19 protein-coding genes are annotated in these 19,549 nt (G+C 65.1%); 9 read left to right on the top strand and 10 right to left on the bottom strand.

Annotated features, from left to right (window positions below):
- The first annotated feature begins 13 nt into the window (after positions 1-13).
- Entirely contained in the window at positions 14-541 is a 528-nt protein-coding gene (locus tag ACIPPQ_RS03625; protein WP_446542829.1) for a hypothetical protein, read from the top strand.
- Positions 542-544: 3 nt separating this feature from the next.
- On the opposite strand, the gene clpS is transcribed toward ACIPPQ_RS03625, so the two are convergent.
- The 3 genes from clpS to ACIPPQ_RS03640 form a co-directional block, all read right to left on the bottom strand.
- The gene (gene clpS / locus ACIPPQ_RS03630; protein ID WP_446543106.1) at positions 545-907 is read right to left on the bottom strand and encodes an ATP-dependent Clp protease adapter ClpS; all 363 of its coding nucleotides are present in this window, start codon (positions 905-907) and stop codon (positions 545-547) included.
- Positions 908-1,108: 201 nt separating this feature from the next.
- The gene (locus tag ACIPPQ_RS03635) at positions 1,109-1,855 is read right to left on the bottom strand and encodes a phasin family protein (RefSeq protein WP_446542830.1); all 747 of its coding nucleotides are present in this window, start codon (positions 1,853-1,855) and stop codon (positions 1,109-1,111) included.
- A gap of 123 nt (positions 1,856-1,978) precedes the next feature.
- Complete coding sequence (locus ACIPPQ_RS03640) at positions 1,979-3,754, bottom strand: PHA/PHB synthase family protein (RefSeq protein WP_446542831.1); 1,776 nt, start codon at positions 3,752-3,754, stop codon at positions 1,979-1,981.
- 116 nt (positions 3,755-3,870) lie between these two features.
- Between ACIPPQ_RS03640 and ACIPPQ_RS03645 the strand changes: the two genes are divergently transcribed.
- The 3 genes from ACIPPQ_RS03645 (at position 3,871) to ACIPPQ_RS03655 (ending at position 6,414) form a co-directional block, all read left to right on the top strand.
- A complete protein-coding gene (locus tag ACIPPQ_RS03645) occupies positions 3,871-5,091 on the top strand; it encodes an LL-diaminopimelate aminotransferase (RefSeq protein WP_446542832.1) in 1,221 nt (406 codons plus the stop codon).
- Positions 5,091-5,573 (top strand): DUF2721 domain-containing protein, encoded by a 483-nt coding sequence (locus ACIPPQ_RS03650; RefSeq protein WP_446542833.1) that lies wholly within the window; start codon positions 5,091-5,093, stop codon positions 5,571-5,573. Before ACIPPQ_RS03645 ends, ACIPPQ_RS03650 begins: the two co-directional genes overlap by 1 nt.
- An 85-nt stretch (positions 5,574-5,658) precedes the next feature.
- Positions 5,659-6,414, top strand: coding sequence for a class I SAM-dependent methyltransferase (locus tag ACIPPQ_RS03655; RefSeq protein WP_446542834.1), 756 nt, complete (start codon positions 5,659-5,661; stop codon positions 6,412-6,414).
- A gap of 3 nt (positions 6,415-6,417) precedes the next feature.
- Here the strand turns inward: ACIPPQ_RS03655 and ACIPPQ_RS03660 are convergent, their stop codons facing one another.
- Positions 6,418-7,992: an amidase gene (locus ACIPPQ_RS03660; protein ID WP_446542835.1), complete on the bottom strand. Its 1,575-nt coding sequence runs from the start codon at positions 7,990-7,992 to the stop codon at positions 6,418-6,420.
- 110 nt (positions 7,993-8,102) lie between these two features.
- Between ACIPPQ_RS03660 and ACIPPQ_RS03665 the strand changes: the two genes are divergently transcribed.
- Entirely contained in the window at positions 8,103-9,416 is a 1,314-nt protein-coding gene (locus tag ACIPPQ_RS03665; RefSeq protein WP_446542836.1) for a spinster family MFS transporter, read from the top strand.
- Here ACIPPQ_RS03665 and ACIPPQ_RS03670 read toward each other — a convergent pair.
- Complete coding sequence (locus ACIPPQ_RS03670) at positions 9,413-10,003, bottom strand: NADPH-dependent FMN reductase (protein WP_446542837.1); 591 nt, start codon at positions 10,001-10,003, stop codon at positions 9,413-9,415. The two genes, ACIPPQ_RS03665 and ACIPPQ_RS03670, sit on opposite strands and share 4 nt — an antisense overlap.
- Positions 10,004-10,012: 9 nt before the next feature.
- Positions 10,013-10,513, bottom strand: coding sequence for a L,D-transpeptidase family protein (locus tag ACIPPQ_RS03675; RefSeq protein WP_446542838.1), 501 nt, complete (start codon positions 10,511-10,513; stop codon positions 10,013-10,015).
- Positions 10,514-10,601: 88 nt separating this feature from the next.
- On the opposite strand from ACIPPQ_RS03675, the gene ACIPPQ_RS03680 reads away from it, so the two are divergent.
- Complete coding sequence (locus ACIPPQ_RS03680) at positions 10,602-11,495, top strand: haloalkane dehalogenase (RefSeq protein ID WP_446542839.1); 894 nt, start codon at positions 10,602-10,604, stop codon at positions 11,493-11,495.
- On the opposite strand, the gene ACIPPQ_RS03685 is transcribed toward ACIPPQ_RS03680, so the two are convergent.
- The gene (locus ACIPPQ_RS03685) at positions 11,485-12,774 is read right to left on the bottom strand and encodes an adenylosuccinate synthase (protein WP_446542840.1); all 1,290 of its coding nucleotides are present in this window, start codon (positions 12,772-12,774) and stop codon (positions 11,485-11,487) included. The genes ACIPPQ_RS03680 and ACIPPQ_RS03685 overlap by 11 nt on opposite strands.
- Positions 12,775-13,394: 620 nt before the next feature.
- Here ACIPPQ_RS03685 and ACIPPQ_RS03690 point away from each other — a divergent pair.
- Complete coding sequence (locus tag ACIPPQ_RS03690) at positions 13,395-13,772, top strand: DOPA 4,5-dioxygenase family protein (protein ID WP_446542841.1); 378 nt, start codon at positions 13,395-13,397, stop codon at positions 13,770-13,772.
- Here the strand turns inward: ACIPPQ_RS03690 and ACIPPQ_RS03695 are convergent.
- From ACIPPQ_RS03695 to ACIPPQ_RS03705, 3 genes are all read right to left on the bottom strand, one after another.
- Positions 13,769-14,881 (bottom strand): ATP phosphoribosyltransferase regulatory subunit, encoded by a 1,113-nt coding sequence (locus ACIPPQ_RS03695; RefSeq protein WP_446542842.1) that lies wholly within the window; start codon positions 14,879-14,881, stop codon positions 13,769-13,771. The genes ACIPPQ_RS03690 and ACIPPQ_RS03695 overlap by 4 nt on opposite strands.
- Positions 14,882-14,935: 54 nt before the next feature.
- Positions 14,936-16,522, bottom strand: a complete 1,587-nt coding sequence (gene serA, locus ACIPPQ_RS03700; protein WP_446542843.1) for a phosphoglycerate dehydrogenase — start codon at positions 16,520-16,522, stop codon at positions 14,936-14,938.
- Positions 16,523-16,607: 85 nt separating this feature from the next.
- On the bottom strand, positions 16,608-17,738 hold the full coding sequence (locus ACIPPQ_RS03705) for a phosphoserine transaminase (RefSeq protein WP_446542844.1): 1,131 nt from the start codon (positions 17,736-17,738) through the stop codon (positions 16,608-16,610).
- A 169-nt stretch (positions 17,739-17,907) separates the two neighbouring features.
- Between ACIPPQ_RS03705 and ACIPPQ_RS03710 the strand changes: the two genes are divergently transcribed.
- Entirely contained in the window at positions 17,908-18,609 is a 702-nt protein-coding gene (locus ACIPPQ_RS03710; RefSeq protein WP_446542845.1) for an extensin family protein, read from the top strand.
- Positions 18,610-18,657: 48 nt separating this feature from the next.
- Positions 18,658-19,533, top strand: a complete 876-nt coding sequence (locus ACIPPQ_RS03715; protein WP_446542846.1) for an LOG family protein — start codon at positions 18,658-18,660, stop codon at positions 19,531-19,533.
- Positions 19,534-19,549 lie beyond the last annotated feature (16 nt).

Below are 19,549 nucleotides of genomic sequence, written 5' to 3' on the forward strand. Positions count from 1 at the left end.
AGAGGGGACGAATATGCGCAGCCGATCACTTGCCAGTCTTGTCGCGCTCCTCGCTTTCGCCATGCCGGTGCATGCGATCCCACCTCCACCGCCGCCACCCGATCCGGCGGTGATGGCCGAAGCCAGTGGGTTGGCCAAAGAACTGGTCGCTCCGTACGACGGCGATTTGCGCTCTCGGACGCGTTCCGCGGTAGGCAGAGAAGCGCTCGGCTGGCTCGCGGTCGCGCATCCCGATATTCAGGAACAGCCCATTCTTCAGGCGTTTGTCGGGGCCATCTATTCCCGCGTCGATGCGGTTTGGCCCGAAGAGCAGACCAATATATATGTGCCGCTGGTCAATCAGTTTCGCTTGATGTCGGCGACCGATCTGGCCGCCGTCCGGCGTTTCATCGCAACGCCAGCCGGACAGCGATTTGCGGAGGTGCTGGTCGATTCCTATTTTGGCCTGGCCGACAGGGCGGCATCCGACGTCATCTACCGCCGTCTGTTTCCGGAATTGCCGGAATTGCTGGACGCGGCGCAAAAGCCTGCGGCCGAATAGGCGTCAGGCCTTTTCCAGCGTGCACTGCAGCGGGTGCTGGTTCTGCCGCGCGGCGTCCATCACCTGGTTCACCTTGGTCTCGGCAACCTCATAGCTGAACACGCCGCACACGCCGACGCCCTGCTGGTGGACGTGCAGCATCACCTGCGTCGCCTGCTCGATATCCATGTTGAAGAAGCGCTGGAGGACCATCACGACGAACTCCATCGGCGTGTAATCGTCGTTGAGCAGCAGCACCTTGTACATCGACGGCTTTTTGGCCTTGGCGCGCGTGCGCGTCGCAATGCCGACGCCGGGGCTGCCCGGCGCGCCGTCATCCTTGTCCGCCATCGCGCGGACCGGAAATGGGGTGGAAACTCGAAACATCATGGTCAGGAATATCGCAAGCCGCGGTCGAAGCGCAAGGGGCGCGCGCGCGGATTTTAACCTCTTGTTCGCCAGCGTGGCGAACGGGCCACCGGAAAAACAAGTACCGCCCGCTTCCTGAGGAAGCGAGCGGCCTTGGGGTGTCGGCGCAGGCGGGGAGGGAGGGGGAAGGTGCCCGCGCCAACGGAAGGTGAAAGCGCCTTAGGCGGCCTTCATCTTCGAGGTGATGACCGAAACGCGGTTCGAGATCGGCGCGAAGCTGTCGTTCGTCAGCTTGACGACGAGTTCGCTGGTCTTCGAGGTCTGCGCAACAGCGGCGTCGAACGCCTTCTTGCTGTTTTCGGCATAGAGCTTGAAGAAGTCGGCCGGGGTCTTGACGGCGGTGTAGCCCTTCAGCGCGGCGGTCGTGTCTTCAAAGCTCTTGCGAGCGTAGGTCACGCCTTCCTGGCCGAGCGTTTCGATGCCCTTGGCAGCGATCTTGCCAGCTTCGACGAGCGCTTCGACGTTCGCCTTGTTGAATTCGACGGCTTCTTCGGCGAGCTTGCTGGTCTTGCTCATCGCTTCCTTCGCCTTCTCGTTGAAGTCGGCGGTCAGGGCTTCGGCGCGGGTCTTCGCTTCGTCGGCGAACTTCTTGACGGTGTCGTTCATGGTCTTGAATCCTTTGGTGGCGGCGGCAACCGGCTTCGGCGCGGCCTTGAGGGGCTTGGATGCAATTTTCACGGTCGCCTTCTTGGGAGCGACCTTCTTGGCAGCAGCCTTCGGGGCAGCAGCCTTTTTCGCCGGCTTGGCTTTTGCCTTCACCGTCTTGATCGGGGCAGGGGCCGCGGCCGGAGCGACTGCGGGTGCAGCAGCCTGGGCCGGGGCAGCAGGAGTCGCCACCGGCTTTGCGGGGGTTTCCAGCGTCGCGGCTTCGAAAGCCTTTTCGGCACTATCCATCTTGGTAGCCATAGGGACAACTCCTTTATGTTGCAGTGCACAATATAGGAGTGGCGCGGCGATTTCAAGAGGTTTTTTGTGCACTGCACAAAAATACTGCCGCCGCGCCCCGACGGCGAGGATATTCGCTAGATATTACCGCTGTTTGACATAGCGGCCGGGAGCGTCCTCGATCGCCTTTTTGGCGCCTTTTCCGGGGATGCGGGCGCCCTTTACGGCGGTTTTTGCGCTATCCTGTGCCGAAATCCAGCCGATCCAGTGCGGCCACCAGCTGCCCTTGGTCTCGCTGGCGCCCGCGACAAAATCTTCGAGCGTCGCGGCGCCGCTGTCGCCGGTCCAATATTGATATTTGCCCGCGGCGGGCGGGTTGACGACCCCCGCGATATGCCCCGAACCCGCGAGGAGGAAGGTCTTGGGGCCCGACAGATGATCCATCAGCCGCCAGACGCTGGCGAGCGGCGCGATATGGTCCTCGCGCCCCGCCTGGATGAAGGCAGGGGTTTCGATCTTCTTGAGGTCGATCGGCGTCCCCATCACCGACAGGCTGTTCGGGATCACCATGCGATTGTCGCGATAGAGGTCGACCAGATATTGCCGGTGCCACTTTGCGGGCAGGTTCGTCGTGTCGCCGTTCCAGTAGAGCAGGTCGAACGGCGGATAGTCGTTGCCGAGAAGGTAATTGCTGACGACATAATTCCAGATCAGGTCGCGCCCGCGCAAGCTGTTGAAGGTCGCCGCCATATAGCGCCCGTCGAGGAAGCCCGGTGCCGAAAGCTGCTGGAGCAGCGCGAGATAGCTGTCGTCGACGAACATTTTGAGGTCGCCCGCTTGTTCGAAGTCGACCTGCGCGGTGAAGAAGGTCACCGACTTGACCTTGTCGGCCTCCCCGCGCGCCGACAGCATCGCGAGCGTTGCGGCGAGCGTGGTGCCCGCGACGCAATAGCCGATCGTATGGACGTGCGGGACATCCAGCGTTTCGCGCACCGTGTCGATCGCATCGACCTGCGCCGCAACATAGTCGTCCCAGACGATCTCGCTCATCGACGCGTCGGCGGACTTCCACGACACGACGAACACGCTGAGCCCCTGTTCGACCGCCCAGGCGACGAAGCTTTTCGCGGGATTGAGGTCGAGGATGTAGAAGCGGTTGATCCACGGCGGGAAGATGACGAGCGGGACGGTGAAGACCTCTTTCGTCGTCGGCGCATAATGGATGAGCTGGTAGAGGTCGGTTTCGTGGATCACCTTGCCCGGCGTCGTCGCGATATTGACCCCGACTTCGAACGCGTCGGAGTCGACATGGCTCAATTGTCCGCGCGACAGGTCGGTGAGCATGTGCTTCAGACCCTTAAGCAGGCTTTCGCCGCGCGTCTCGACCGCGCGCCGGATCACCTCGGGGTTGGTGAGCGCGAGGTTGGTCGGCGCCATCGCGTCAGCCATCGCTTTTGCTGCAAATTCCATCTTCGCGCGCGCCGTGGGGTCGAGTCCTTCGAACTGGCGCGTCGTCGCCAGCATCTGTTCGGCGAGCAGGCCATAGGTCTGGCGGATCATCGCGAAGACCGGATTGGCGATCCAGTCGGGGTCGGTGAAGCGGCGGTCCTTCGCAGCCTCGGGCGCGTCGGGGACGATCGGCTGGCCGATGCTGGCGAGCGAGGTCCAGAAGGCGACCCCCTGTTCCCACATTTTCGACGACTGCTCGGTCCACAACTTCGTTGCCGGATTGTCGAGCCATTTGGCGGGGTCGAACAATGCCGCGGCGCCGGCATGGCCGTCGTTCGCCTGGCCCAGCGCATATTCGAGCATCATCTGCTGCGCGCGCCCGATCACGCTTGCCCAATGCTGCATGTCGTCGGGGGATGGCATGAAGGGATTCGGCGTTTCGATTGTGTCGTCCTTGCCCGTGTCGTTCATGCTCGTTCCTGCTGGTCAGTGCGGATATTATGCCTATAACAAGCCGCGATGCCGCTGGCGAGATTGCCGCGCGCGTCAATTCAACAAGTAACGCAAAGGAGTTGTTCTAGTTTCCCATGTCCGAAGATGAATTCTATCGCATCAAGCGCCTGCCGCCCTACGTCATCGCCGAAGTGAATGCGATGCGTGCGGCCGCCCGCGCCGCGGGAGAAGACATCATCGACCTGGGGATGGGCAACCCTGACCTGCCGCCGCCCGCGCATGTGATCGAAAAGCTCTGCGAAGTCGCGATGAAGCCCGACGCGCACGGCTATTCGCAGTCGAAGGGCATTCCGGGTCTCCGCCGCGCGCAGGCCAATTATTACGCACGCCGTTTCAACGTCGAACTCGACCCCGAAAGCGAAGTCGTGGTGACGATGGGGTCGAAGGAAGGGCTCGCGAGCCTCGCGACCGCGATCACCGGTCCGGGCGACGTCGTCCTCGCGCCGAACCCCAGCTACCCGATCCACACCTTCGGCTTCATCATCGCCGGCGCGACGATCCGCAGCGTGCCGACGACGCCCGACGAGAATTACTGGCGCGCGCTCGATCGCGCGATGGCGTTCACCGTGCCGCGCCCGTCGATCCTTGTCGTCAACTATCCGTCGAACCCGACCGCCGAAGCCGTCGACCTTGCTTTCTACGAACGCCTCGTCGCCTGGGCGAAGGAAAACAAGGTCTGGGTACTTTCGGATCTCGCTTATTCCGAGCTTTATTACGACGGCAACCCGACCCCCTCGATCCTGCAGGTGCCGGGCGCGAAGGATGTCGCGATCGAATTCACCTCGATGTCGAAAACCTATTCGATGGCGGGCTGGCGTATGGGTTTTGCGGTCGGCAACAAACGGCTGATCGCTGCGATGACGCGCGTGAAGTCGTACCTCGATTATGGCGCCTTCACCCCGATCCAGGCCGCGGCGTGCGCGGCGCTCAACGGCCCGCAGGACATCGTCGCGAAGAACCGCGAACTCTATCAGAAGCGCCGCGACGTGATGGTCGAAAGCTTCGGCCGCGCGGGCTGGGATATCCCGAGCCCCAAAGCGTCGATGTTCGCCTGGGCACCGCTGCCCCCGGCGCTCAAGGAAATGGGCAGCCTCGAATTTTCGAAGCAGCTCCTGACCCACGCCAAGGTCGCGGTCGCGCCGGGCGTCGGTTATGGCGAGGACGGCGAAGGCTATGTCCGCATCGCGATGGTCGAGAATGAACAGCGCATCCGTCAGGCGGCGCGCAACGTTCGCAAATTCCTCGCCATGCACGGCGTGAACACGCCTTCGGTCGCGGCGGGCAGCGGGGGATAATGACCCTCGACGCGAGCGCGATCGCGCAAACGATCCAGTTGTCGGTCACGCCGGTATTCCTGCTGGTGGCGACCGGCAGCCTGCTCAACGTCATTGCGGGCCGGCTCGCGCGCGTCGTCGACCGGTCGCGCAGCCTGATGCAGCGCTGGTCCGAGACCGAGGGCCTCGAGCATGAGCGCATCGTTGCCGAACTGCGCATCGCCGACCGGCGGATGGGGATCATCAACAATTCGATCCTCTCCGCGGTGGCGTGCGGGATCGTCGTCTGCGTGCTCGTCGCGCTGCTGTTCACGCAGGCGTTCACCGGGATCAACCTGGGGGTCGCGGCGTCGTGGGCCTTTGCCGCGGCGATGCTGCTGCTGCTCGTCTCGCTGATCCTGTTCCTCGTCGAGGTCCGGCTTGCGGTGCGTGCCATTCACGTGCCGATGGAATTGCTCGAACTCGAAGAAATGGGCTGGAAGCGCCGCAGCGACCGGCGCTGATCGTCGCGCGGCGACGGCTGGTCGAACGCTGCTCGCGATCCGATTCCCGCGGTTTCAGATGGCACTGAAACCGGGGAGAGATGTCATGAGAAAATATCGACTGCTGACACCGCTGTTCGGGGCGGCCCTTTTGCTGACCGTACCTGCCGCAGCCGCCGCGCTCGACAAGGCGGTCGCCGCCGCGGTCGCCGACAAGAGCCGCCTTGCCGATAATCGCAAGCTCGACGAAGGTCGCCATCCTGCCGACGTGCTCGCCTTTGCGCAGGTAAAGCGCGGGTCGACCGTCGCCGACCTGCTCGCGGGCAATGGCTATTACAGCGAAATGCTCGCCGATCTCGTCGGACCGAAAGGCACGGTGATCCCGATGAACCCGCCGCGGTTCCACAAGGCGGAAACCTGGGCGACGATCGCCAAGGCTTATCCGAACATGGCGCCGATGGTTCGGCCGGTAAACACGATCGTGCTGGCGCCGAAAAGCGTCGACATGATCTTCACCCACCTCGTCTATCACGACCTCTATTGGCAGAGCGAGAAGTTCGAATTCCCGCGCGTCGATGTCGATGCGATGGTGGCGAACTGGTTCAGCGCGGTGCGCCCCGGCGGATCGGTGATCGTCGTCGACCATGTCGGCCCCGCGGGCGACACGCGCGAACTCGTCGAAAAATTGCACCGCATCGATCCCGCGAAAGTGCGCGCCGACATGGAGCGCGCGGGCTTCGTTTTCGACGGCGACAGCGATGCACTCCGCATCGCGGCGGACGATCACAGCAAGAATGTGTTCGACCCCGCGATCCGCGGCAAGACCGACCGTTTCATGATGCGGTTCAAGAAGCCGGCGTAAAGGTCAGGGCGCGGCGCTGGCACGATATGTCGGCGTTACGCGCTTCTCGCTCGCCTGTTCATAGGCATAGCCCGCCGCCAGCACGTCGGCGTCGCTCCACTTGGCCCCGATGAACGAGAGCCCGATCGGCAGCCCTTCCACCGCGCCCATCGGCACTGTCAGGTGCGGATAACCGGCGACGGCGGGGAGCTGGCTGGTGCCGGGGCTGTTGTAGCTATCGCCTCTGGCAAGATCGCTGACCCACGCGGGTCCGTTGGTGACTCCGACGAGCACGTCGACCTCATGGGTTTTCAACAAACGGTCGATACCTTCGGGTCCGGCGAGCCGCGCCGCCTTTTCGCGCGCGGCGAGATAGGCGGGGCTGTCGAGCCCGCCCTTGCTTTCGGCCATCTCGAACAGCGACTGGTCGAACCATTTTAGCTCCTCGGGATTCGCCTTGTTGAAGGCGATGAGGTCGGCCAGCGACTTTGGCGCGTTCGCGTCCGGCAGGGTGCCGAGATAGGCCGCCAGGTCCGCCTTGAGTTCGGTGAGCAATATTTCAAACTCGGCGGTGCCGAGCTCCTCACTGCCTTTCCGGCTGTCCGCGATTTCGACCAGCGTCGCGCCCTGACTCTCCATCTGCTTGAGTGCGGCCCCGAACAGCGCGGCGACATCGGCGCGGTCGCCGACACGGTCGCGCATAACCCCGATGCGTTTGCCCTTCAGCGCGCCTGGCGACAGCGCGGCGATATAGTCGGTCTTGCGCGCGTCGGCTTCAGCGGTCGCAGGGTCGGCGGGATCGCTGCCCGCGATGGCCGTCATCACCGCGGCGGCGTCGCGCACCGTCAGCGTCATCGGTCCCGCCGTGTCCTGACTGTGGCTGATCGGGACGATATGCGTGCGGCTGACGAGGCCAACCGTTGGCTTGAAACCCACGATACCGTTGACTCCGGCGGGGCAGGTGATCGAGCCGTCGGTTTCGGTGCCGATCGCGAGCGGCGCGAGGCTCGCGGCGACCGCGGCGGCGCTGCCCGACGAGGAACCGCATGTGTTGCGATCGAGCGCATGGGGGTTTTTGGTGAGGCCGCCGACCGCGCTCCACCCGCTTGTCGAATTGTCCGAGCGGATGTTCGCCCATTCGCTGAGGTTCGTCTTGCCGAGGATGATCGCGCCCGCATCGCGCAGCCGCGCAACGAGCGGCGCATCGCGGCCGGTCACATTGTCCTTCAGTGCGAGCGAGCCTGCGGTCGTGGGAAGTGGCCCGGCCGCCTCGATATTGTCCTTGAGCAGGATGGGGATACCATGGAGGGGGCCCCGCACCCGCCCCGCCCGGCGTTCCTGATCGAGATCGAAGGCCCGGCTTGTCGCGTCGGGCGAGGCGGCGATCACCGCATCCAGTTTCGGGCCATTATCGTCGAGCATGCGGATGCGTTCGAGGTAAGTGGCGGTGATGACGTCGCTATTGATCCGTCGGGCTGTCATTTCGTCCTGCAGCGTCGCGGCGTCCTTGCCCTCGACCTCGGGAAGCGGCGGCGGCATCGCGGCGGCCGGCGCGGTAGCGAGCAGGGCGGAAGCGGCGAGCAGCGAAATTTTTTGCATGGGCCGCAGGCTGGCAGCCGTAGCGGCAATTGCAAGCGGACATTTTCGAAGCGCCGCAATGGCGTTGACTCCGCCCCTTCGGGTTGCTCCGATGGCGGCGGGAGATAAAAATGACCGATAAAGCTGCCTTGTCGCAGGGCATCGCCTCACCGGCCACCAGCGTGTCCGCGCAAACGCGGACGATGCTGTGGATCCTGCTGATCGTCTATATCTTCAACTTCCTCGACCGGCAGATCGTCAACATCCTCGCCGAACCGATCAAGGCCGATCTGGGGCTTTCGGACACCGAACTGGGCCTGCTCGCGGGGCCAGCCTTCGCGGTCTTCTACGCTTTGCTCGGCATCCCGATCGCGCGCTATGCCGACAAGGAGGGGACGAACCGCGTCCGCCTAATTTCACTTGCGCTCGCAATCTGGTCGGCGATGACCGCGGTGTGCGGGCTGGCGCAGAATTTTGTCCAGTTGCTGTTCGCGCGCATCGGCGTCGGGGTCGGGGAAGCGGGGTGTACCCCCGCAGCGCACTCGCTGATTTCGGACAGCGTCGCGCCCGAAAAGCGCTCGTCGGCGATCGCCTTCTACGGGCTCGGCGTGCCGATCGGGTCGCTGCTCGGGCTGATCATCGGCGGCATCGTCAACGATCTGTACGGCTGGCGCATCGCGTTGATGCTCGTCGGCTTGCCGGGGCTGCTGCTCGCGCTCGTCGTACTGTTCGTGATGCGCGAGCCGCGGCACAGCCGGACGGCCGAAGCCGCGGCGGCAGCGGCGGCGACGGTACCGCTGTCGACGGGGGAGGCGATGCGCGAAATCTTCGCGTCGCGCGCCTTCGTCTATATCCTGATCGCGGCGTCGGTTACCGCCTTCCTCGGTTACGGCAAGGGGCTGTGGACGATCAGCTTCTTCATCCGCAGCCACGGCCTGTCGACGACCGAGGCGGGGCTGTCGATGGCGGTCGTGCTCGGGGTCGCCGGCGTGGTCGGTACCTGGCTTGGCGGCAAACTCGCCGACAAGTTCGGTGCGCGCGACAAACGGCACATCCTGACCTTTCCCGCCTATGGCATGGCGCTCGCCGCGCCTGTGCTGTTCCTCGGATATCTGACAGAGGATTGGCGGATCGCGGTCGCGCTGCTCGTCCTGCCGACGATGCTGAACGCTGCCTATTATGGTCCCGCTTATGGCTGCGTGCAGGGGCTGGTCCAGCCCCGCGCGCGCGCCGTCGCAGCGTCGATCATGTTGTTCGGACAGAATCTGATCGGGCTCGGTCTGGGGCCGTTCCTCTTCGGAGTGCTGTCCGATGCGCTCCAGCCGCTCGCCGGACAGGAAAGCGTGCGCTGGGTGCTCTATGGCGCCGCCTGGCTGGGCCTTATCCCTGCCTTCTTCTTCTGGCGCGCGAGCTTGCGGCTGAAAACCGAGCTCAAATCGGGCTAGAAGGGCGGAGCCTGCGCGGCGCGCTGCGCGTTGGCGGCATCGATCCACCAGCCGAGGTCGTCGGCAAAGCGGGGGAAGGCTCGCGCGATCCGCGTGCCATCCTCGCCCGCGGGATTGCCGTCGGCATCGAACGCACCGCCGATGCGGGCAAGGCCGAGCGGGGTCGAGGTGACGATCATGCCCATCGCGCCGAGCGTCGTGCGCCATGCCGTCGCCGAGCGAACCCCGGCGAACGGACCCGCCGAATAGGAGGCGATCGCGGCCGGGCGCCACGCGAAACCGTCGAGATAATGGTCGACGAGATTTTTGAGCCCCGGCTGGAGCCCGCCATTATATTCGCCGGTGACGAAGACATAGCCATCGGCGGCGGAAATTTTTGCGGCGAGTTCGGCCATCGTGGCGGGTGCCTCGCCCGGCGCATAATCGCTGAACCGGCGGTCGAGCATCGGCAGGTCGATCGCCTTTGCGTCGATCAGTTCGGCGCTGTCGCCGCGGGCGTTGAGCGCTTCGACAATCCAGTGGGCGAGCTTGATGCCCTGCCGGTCGCGGCGATAGCTGCCGTAGAAAACGAGGATATGGCGGGGCATGGCGGGTTCCTAGGGTCGGATGGTGATCGGGATGCCGTCGGGAACGATGTCCCACAGCTGCTTTATCTCGGCGTTCGATAGCGCGATACAGCCATCGGTCCAGTCGCGCGCGATGGCGGGGCCGGGCCAGGCGTTCGGCTGGCCATGGATAAAGATGTCGCCGCCGGGCGAACGGCCCTTTGCCCTGGCATAAGCGCGGTCGGCGGCATTGGGATAAGAGATGCGCAGCGACAGGTGATAGGCGCTTGCGGGATTGCGCCCGTTGATCGTGTAGCGCCCCTCCGGGGTGCGCTCGTCGCCCTCGAACTGCTTGTGCCCCTGCGGCGCGTCGCCGAAGCGGATGCCCGAATAGCGCACGACCTCGCGGTTCCCGGCAAAGGCGATGAGTACCCGGTCGCTTTTGTCGACAAGCAGGCGGTCGACCTTGGTCCCCGCGGGCAGCGCCGGCTGCGAACTGGCGGCGCCGCACGCGCCGAGCAGCAGGGAGGCGGAGAGGATGCACGAACGCATCGCGCGATCCTGACGGTTTTGGTGCTGCCCGGCAAGTGGTTGCCAGTGCGTCCGCGGCGGTTAAGATGCGTTTGGGGGGATCGACATCATGACCAATTATCGCACACCCGATGCGCGCTTTGCGGCGTTGCCCGACTGGCCTTATGCGCCGAACTATCTGGAAATCGCGGACGGGCTGCGTGTCCATTATGCCGACGAGGGCGACCGCACCGCGCAGCCGGTGCTGATGCTGCACGGCGAGCCGACCTGGTCCTATCTATACCGCCACATGATCGGCCCGACGGCGGCGGCGGGTTTTCGCATCGTCGCGCCCGACCTCATCGGTTTCGGTCGGTCGGACAAGCCGCTCGATCGCGGCGCGTACAGCTATGCCGCGCAGGTTGCGTGGATGCGCCAGTGGATCGAGGCTCTCGACCTGAAAAACATGATCCTCGCCTGTCAGGATTGGGGATCGCTGATCGGGCTGCGGCTCGTCGCCGAAATGCCCGAACGGTTCGCCGGGGTCGCGCTCTCGAACGGAGGCCTGCCCGAGGGGCAGCCCGCGCCGCGCGCCTTCGCCATCTGGCGCGCCTTCTCGCGCTACAGCCCGGTCTTCCCGATCGGCAAGATCGTCAAGGCGGGGACGAAGCGCGAATTGAGCGTCGAAGAAATCGCGGCCTATGATGCACCGTTCCCGACGCGCGCGTCGAAGGTTGCGGCGCGCGTCTATCCGTCGTTCGTGCCGCTCGGCGACAATGTCGCGGTGCCCGACCAGAAACGCGCATGGGCAGCGCTGGAGGCGTTCGACAAGCCGTTCCTCTGCTGTTTTTCCGACGGCGATCCGATCACGCGCGGCGGCGACGCGTTGTTCACCAGCCGCGTTCCGGGAACGCGCGGCGTCGCTCACCGCACGCTGAAGGGCGGGCATTTCATCCAGGAGGACGACCCGGCGGGCTTCGTCGCGGCGATCCGCGAAGTCGCCGCTGCCGGCGTCAGTCGCTGAACGGGTCGCGGATCAGGATCGTGTCCTCGCGCTCGGGGCTCGTCGACACGAGCGCGATCGGGGTTTCGATCAGTTCCTGCACGCGCTGGACATATTTGATCGCCTGCGCGGGCAGGTCGGCATAGCTGCGCGCGCCCGCGGTCGTTTCGTGCCAGCCGTCCATCTCCTCGTAGATCGGCTCGACCTCAGCCTGATCGGCCGCGTGTGCCGGGAAATAGTCGAGAATCTTGCCGCGGAGGCGATAGCCGGTGCAGATGCGGATCGTGTCGAAGCCGTCGAGCACGTCGAGCTTGGTCAGAGCGATGCCGGTGACGCCGGACACGGCGCAGCTCTGCCGCACGAGCACCGCGTCGAACCAGCCGCAGCGGCGCTTGCGCCCCGTGACGGTGCCGAATTCATGCCCGCGCTCGCCGAGCCGTTGGCCGATCTCGTCCTCAAGCTCGGTCGGGAAGGGGCCGCTGCCGACGCGCGTCGTGTAGGCCTTGGCGATGCCGAGCACGAAACCGACCGCCGAGGGGCCGAGGCCCGAACCCGACGCAGCGGTGCCGCTGACCGTGTTCGAGCTGGTGACGAAGGGATAGGTGCCGTGATCGACGTCGAGCAGCACGCCCTGCGCGCCTTCGAACAGGATGCGCGCGCCGGCCTTGCGGACCTTTTTCAGGCGTTTCCACACCGGCTGCGCATATTCGAGCACATAGTCGGCGATTTCGCGAAGGTCGGCGACCAGCCGTTCGCGGTCGATCGGCGGTTCGCCGAAACCGGCGCGCAGCGCGTCGTGGTGCGCGGTCAGGCGGTCGAGCTGCGGCTCGAGCTTGTCGAGATGGGCAAGGTCGCAGACGCGGATCGCACGGCGGCCGACCTTGTCCTCATAGGCGGGGCCGATGCCGCGCCCGGTCGTGCCGATCTTGCCCGCGCCCGCGGCGGTTTCGCGCAGCGCGTCGAGGTCGCGGTGGAAGGGGAGGATCAGCGCGCAATTGTCGGCGATCGCGAAATTCTCGGGGTTGATGGCGACGCCCTGGCCGCGCAGCTTCGTAATCTCGTCGCGCAGTGCCCAAGGGTCGAGCACCACGCCGTTGCCGATGATCGACAGCGTCCCGGTGACGATGCCCGAGGGAAGCAGCGACAGCTTGTAGACCTGCTCGCCGACGACGAGCGTATGGCCGGCGTTGTGACCGCCCTGGAACCGGACCACGGCATCGGCGCGGCTGGCGAGCCAGTCAACGATCTTGCCCTTGCCCTCGTCGCCCCATTGCGACCCGATGACGGTAACATTTGCCATGATGCTGTCCTGCTGAACCGGGCCAAAAACGACCAGCGCGGGCCCGGCGCGGCCTTAGCGGATTTGGCCGCAGAGGCAACCCAAAGCGGGATGATTTTCCGGCAATTGGGAGCAGGATCGGCACCGCAGGGACAGCGGAGAGGTGCCATGACGAAGCAAAACTGGTTTGGCGGGCGTTCGCGCGGCGGTACCGGCTTAGCGGTGACGAGTCGCCGTCCCGCTATGCCGGTTCGCGCAAATTCCCGATGCCGCTGCTAGCAGTTGCCTTTAACTCCATCGGCACAGTCCCCAACGGATTCAACGTCTTTTCCCGCGCCTTCCACTGTGTTGCAAGCCGACAGGACCAATAGCGAACTGCCAAGTGCGAAAATTGTCAGAAGCTTTTTCATTCTCTCTCTCCGACGCGAGGGCGATCCACCCTCGATTTCAGTTTCGATATTCTGACAACAGCTGTTCGTGGCGATCGTTCCGTTGCATCGGCATCACGCTAGCCGAAGCGTTCAAAATGATCGCCGGGCCGGGGAATAATCCGGGGCTTGACCCCGGACCCGCCTTTTCCTTCAAGACGGGCAGGCCCCGGATCAAGTCCGGGGCGATGTGACCCGGAAAGCGATGCCTGCATGACAAACCCCGACGCGCCCTATCACGCGCACATCTATTATGATCCGGCCGAACGTCCCGCAGCGGCGGCGTTGCGTGACGATTTCGGGCGCGATCCCGCGATCCTGTTCGTCGGCGCGATGACCGACCGAGCGGTGGGACCGCATCCGATTGCGCAATATGAGGTGCATTTCCTCGCCCGCTCGCAGGATGCCGTCGCCGCCCTGATCGCGGCGACGGGTTTGCGCGCGCTGGTTCATCCGCTGACCGATGACGACCTTGCCGATCATACGACGCTGGCGCACTGGATCGGCGACCCCGTCGAACTCGACGTGACCGTGCTCGATCCGCCGGGGGGCAATCAGGGGATCGCGCGGTTCGGCGGGGCGGACTTTTAAGCCTCGACCGGTCCGTCGGGGCCGAGGATGAAGCCGCAGCCGAGCGTGCGGGCATCGTCGCCTTCGGACAGTGCTGCGATAGTCTGCCAATCGTCGGCGCGCAGGCTCGCCGCGAGCGCGGGATCGTGGCCGAGGGGCAGGAAGATGCGGCGGTCGGCGTCGTCCTCGGCGCCAAGCCCCGCGTCGATCAGCGGATCGGGATAAAGCGAGAAGCCGACCGCCGATTCTTCCTGTTCGCCGACGGGGATCGAATAGCCGCCGCCGCGGCCGACCGCGTCGCCTTGCCCCGGAACGAAGATCTGGAAGCCGAACCAGCTTTGATAGGCGAAGCCATGACGCTCGGTCGGATCGAGCGTCAGCGTGACGCGGTCGCGAATGGGTGCCGCGATGGCTTCGAGCGCGTCGATGCGCGTGGCAAGGACGCCGGTCGTGTCGAACGCGCGCAGATCGGCGATCGCCTGATCGAACGGGCCGGTTGCGCGAAGCAGGGGCAGATAGGCCGCGGCGCCGATCCGGGTCAGCGCACCCGCATCCTTGGCGTCGAGCTCGTCGCGCAGCTGCTGGATATCGGCGTCGACGGGAAGTGGGCCGTTCGCAAGCAGATCGACGACGTCGGGCAGGGTGAAGTCGATCGTGACCGGGCCGATTCCGGCAGCTTCGAGCGCGTCGATCGCGACGCTCACGATCTCGCGCGCGGCGGCGACGCTATCGCTACCGATCAGTTCGGCGCCGACCTGGAGCATCTCGCGCGCGGGGCGAAGCTGGCTGGCGCGGAGCTTCACCACCTGTCCGGCGTAGCAGAGGCGCAGCGGGCGCGGTGCCTTGGCGAGCAGCGAGGTCGCGATGCGGCCGACCTGCCGCGTGATGTCGGGGCGCAGCGCCAGCGTGCGCTGGGACACCGGATCGGTGAAGCGAAGCAGGTCGCGCGAAGACCGATCGTCGTCGCCGCCCAGCGTCTCGCGGAACTCGGCGAGTGGCGGCGACACGCGGCCATAGCCATGCGCGCGCATCGCATCGACGAGCGCGCGGGTGACGCGCGACGCGGCCTCCGCCTGTCGGGGGAGGCGATCGCGCAGCCCTTCGGGCAGCAGGGCAGGGGCCTTGGTCATGCGTGCGGCCTTAGGCGGGTGGCGGGAGCGTTTCAACCGCTCCCGCCGTAGCTATCAGAACTTGAGGCCCTTCACCGTCTTCACGCCGGGAAGCTGGCAGAGCTGCCACAGCAAAGGTTCGGGCATCGGCGAGTCGAGGCTGAGCAGCAGCACGGCTTCGCCGCCCGCGGCGCGGCGGCCGAGGTGGAAGGTGCCGATGTTGAGACCGGCTTCGCCGAGCGCGGTGCCGATGCGGCCGATGAAGCCCGGCGCATCCTCGTTGACGATATAGAGCATATGGCCATCGAGATCGGCCTCGACCTTGATCCCGAACATCTCGACGAGGCGCGGATCGCCGTTGCTGAACAAGGTGCCGGCGACCGAGCGGTCGCCCTGTTCGGTCGCTACCGTCACGCGGACGAGCGTGTGATAGTCGCCGTCGCGATCGTGGCGCACTTCGCGCACGTCGAGCCCGCGTTCGCGCGCGAGGTGCGGGGCGTTGACCATGTTCACGCTGTCCGAATAGCGGCGCATCAGGCCGGTGAGCACCGCGGCGGTGATCGGCTTGAGATTGAGTTCGGCGGCGGCGCCCTCGACCTCGACCGAGATCGTCGTGAGGTTATCGTGCGCGAGCTGGCCGACGAGGCTGCCGAGCTTTTCGGCGAGGCTCATATAGGGGCGCAACTTCGGGGCTTCCTCGGCCGACAGGCTGGGGACGTTGAGCGCGTTGGTGATGCCGCCGGTGAGGAGGTAATCCGACAGCTGCTCGGCGACCTGGATGGCGACATTGACCTGCGCTTCGTCGGTCGATGCGCCGAGGTGCGGGGTGCAGATGAAGTTCGGTGCGCCGAACAGCGGATGGTCGGCGGCGGGCGGCTCGGTCTGGAACACGTCGAGCGCGGCGCCCGCGACATGGCCGCTGTCGAGCGCACCCTTCAGCGCCGCTTCGTCGATCAGGCCGCCGCGCGCGCAGTTGATGATCCGCACGCCCTTCTTGGTCTTCGCCAGATTGTCCTTCGACAGGATGTTGCGCGTCTGGTCGGTCAGCGGCGTGTGCAGCGTGATGAAATCGGCCTTGGCGAGCAAGGTGTCGAGATCGGCCTTTTCGACGCCGAGTTCGATCGCGCGCTCGGGCGTCAGGAAGGGGTCGAAGGCGACGACCTTCATGCGCAGGCCCAGCGCGCGCTCGGCAACGATGCTGCCGATATTGCCGCAGCCGATCAGGCCGAGCGTCTTCGACGTCAGCTCGACGCCCATGAAGTCGTTCTTCGGCCATTTGCCCGCCTGCGTTCCGGCGTTGGCTTCGGGAATCTGGCGCGCGAGCGCGAACATCATCGCGATGGCATGTTCGGCGGTGGTGATGCTGTTGCCGAACGGCGTGTTCATCACGATGACGCCCTTCTTCGACGCCTCCGGAATGTCGACATTGTCGACGCCGATCCCGGCGCGGCCGACGACCTTGAGGTTCGTTGCGGCGGCGAGGACGTCGGCGGTGACCTTGGTCGCCGAACGGATCGCGAGGCCGTCATAGTCGCCGATCATCGCGATCAGTTCGTCCTTGGTCTTGCCGGTGATGACATCGACGTCGATGCCGCGTTCCTTGAAGATCGCGGCGGCTTTGGGGTCCATTTTGTCGGAAATGAGGACTTTGGGTGCGGTCATTTTATGTCTCCGTATCCCGGGCGAAAGCCGGGACCTGTAGCGGAATGGGGAAATGGGCCCCGGCCTCGGCCGGGGAACACAAAGGTCAGGCCGAAAGGCTGGCGTAAGCCCAGTCGAGCCACGGGCCGAGTGCTTCGACATCGGCGGTGTCGACGGTTGCGCCGCACCAGATACGAAGCCCCGGAGGCGCGTCGCGATAGCCCGCGATGTCGTAGGCGGCACCTTCGGCTTCGAGCAGCCCCGCGAACTTCTTGATGAAGCTCTCGTCGGCGCCCGCGACCGACAGGCAGACCGAGGTCTTGGACCGGCTGGCGGGATCGGCGGCGAGATGGCTGAGCCACTCGCGCTCCGAAACGATCTTGTCGAGTGCCGCGGCATTCGCATCGCTGCGCGCCTTCAGCCCGTCGAGACCGCCGAGCGACTTCGCCCATTCGAGTGCGAAGATCGCATCCTCGACCGCGAGCATCGACGGGGTGTTGATCGTCTCGCCCTTGAACACGCCCTCGGCGAGTGCGCCCTTCGATACGAGGCGGAACACCTTCGGAAGCGGCCAGGCGGGGGTATGATTTTCGAGGCGTTCGACCGCGCGCGGGCCGAGGATCAGCACGCCATGGCCGCCTTCGCCGCCGAGCACTTTCTGCCAGCTGAAGGTCGCGACGTCGATCTTGTCCCACGGCAGGTCGTAGGCGAATACCGCCGACGTGGCGTCGGCGAAGCTCAGGCCTTCGCGGTCGTCGGCGATCCAGTCGCCGTTCGGGACGCGCACGCCGCTGGTGGTGCCGTTCCAGGTGAAGAGGACGTCATTCGACCAGTCGACTTGGCTGAGGTCGGGAAGCTGACCGTAGTCGGCGCGGATGACGGTGGGGTCGAGCTTGAGCTGCTTCGCGGCGTCGGTGACCCAGCCCTCACCGAAGCTCTCCCAAGCGAGCGTCGTGACGGGGCGGGCGCCGAGCATCGTCCACATCGCCATTTCGAAGGCGCCGGTGTCGGAGCCGGGAACGATGCCTATGCGGTGCGTGTCGGGCAGCCGCAGCATCTCGCGCATCAGGTCGATGCAATATTGGAGGCGCGTCTTGCCGATCTTGGCGCGGTGCGAGCGGCCCAGCGATTCGGTAGCGATTTTGGAGGCGTCCCAGCCCGGCGGCTTCGCGCAGGGACCGGAAGAAAAATAGGGGCGCGTCGGGCGCACCTGTGGCGTCGTCACTTCACTCATCATAGTCTCTCCTTGCAGAGAGCTCGCGCGGCGTTGGGACCGCGTGGCCCGGCGCCGCGTTTAGGGTCGGGGACGCAACTGTCAAACAAATTGCACGGGCCGCGCGAAATTTTCGACGAGTGGAGGAAAAGGTATACAGCTTGTTAACCATTTCGTCGGTAATTTGACGACCATGCCGATCCCGAACTTCTTGAAGCCCCGGATCCTGATCGCCGCCGCAGCGGCGCTGGCACTATCCGCCTGTTTCGGCGCGCCGGAGGCGATGAAGAACAGCGGCGGGAAGCGTCCGGCGGCGAGCAAGCCGCAACGGCCACACGCTGTCGGCACTCCCTCCTTCATCAGCGCCGAAGCGCAGCAATGCGCGTTCGACCTCAAACAGGCAGGGGTGCGTTTCACGCCGCTCGCCAACGAGGACCATGGCGGCGGCTGCACCTCGATCGATTCGGTGAAGCTGCTCGACATCGGTACGCCGGTATCGGGGCTGGGCGCGATGACCTGCCCGCTCGCAAAGAATTTCGCGGCGTGGGCGCAATATGCGGTGAAACCCGCGGCGCGGAAATATTTCGGGACCGAGGTCGTGAAGATCGAGACCTTCGGCACCTATAGCTGCCGCAACATCTATGGCGGTCGTTCGGGGCGGCTGTCGCAGCACGCCTATTCCAACGCGGTCGACGTGTCGGGCTTCGTGCTCGCCGACGGACGCCGCATCATGCTCGATGGCGGGTGGACGGGTGACAAGCCGTCGCAGGATTTCCTCCGCGCGCTGCACAAATCGGGCTGCCGCCGCTTCGGCACGGTGCTCGGCCCCGATTATAACGCGGCGCACTATAATCATTTCCATTTCGACATGAGCGGCAACGGCTACTGCCGCTGACCCCCATTCGTCTTGGCAAAGTCACGCTAAGCGGCTAGCCGTCCGCTAATGGCAGAAGACAAACAACCCCATCGTTCGCGTTTCCACAAAGCCAAGGACGACGCAGAGTTCGCCAAACAGGCGACCACCACCCCGCAAACGGCACATCCTGCCTACAAGCTGGCGTTCCAGGACAAGGATTTCCTGCTGCGCGAGGATTTGCGCCCCGTCCGCTTCCAGCTCGAACTGCTGAAACCCGAATTATTGCTCGACGAGGCCGGCATCGAATCGATGCTGGTTATCTATGGTTCGGCGCGCATCCCCGAACCGTCGCAGGCTGACGCGCTGGAAACGGCGGCGACCGACGATGTGCAGCGCAACATCGCGCGCCGTCTGAAGGCCAAGGCGAAATATTATGACGAGGCGCGCGCGCTCGCGCGGCTGGCGAGCCAATATCCGTGCGACGACAAGGGATGTCGTCATTTCGTCGTCTGTTCGGGCGGCGGGCCTTCGATCATGGAAGCCGCGAACCGCGGTGCCGACGACGAAGGCCGCGAATCGGTCGGGCTCAACATCGTGCTGCCGCACGAGCAGGCGCCGAACCGCTTCGTCACCCCGTCGCTGAGCTTCCAGTTCCACTATTTCGCGCTCCGCAAGATGCACTTCCTGCTGCGCGCGCGCGCGGTCGCGGTCTTCCCCGGCGGGTTCGGGACGTTCGACGAGATGTTCGAACTGCTCACGCTGATCCAGACGGGCAAGATCAAGCCGATCCCGATCGTGCTGTTCGGCAAGGAATTCTGGCACCGCGTCGTCAATTTCGAGGCGCTGGTCGAAGAGGGCGTGGTGAGCGCGCGCGACCTCGACCTGTTCAAATTCGTCGAGACCGCCGACGAGGCGTGGAAGATCATCACCGATTTCTACGCGAATATCGAGCATCACGGCTGATCGCCTCGGCCCCGCG

It is taken from the genome of Sphingopyxis sp. LARHCG72 (assembly GCF_052871675.1).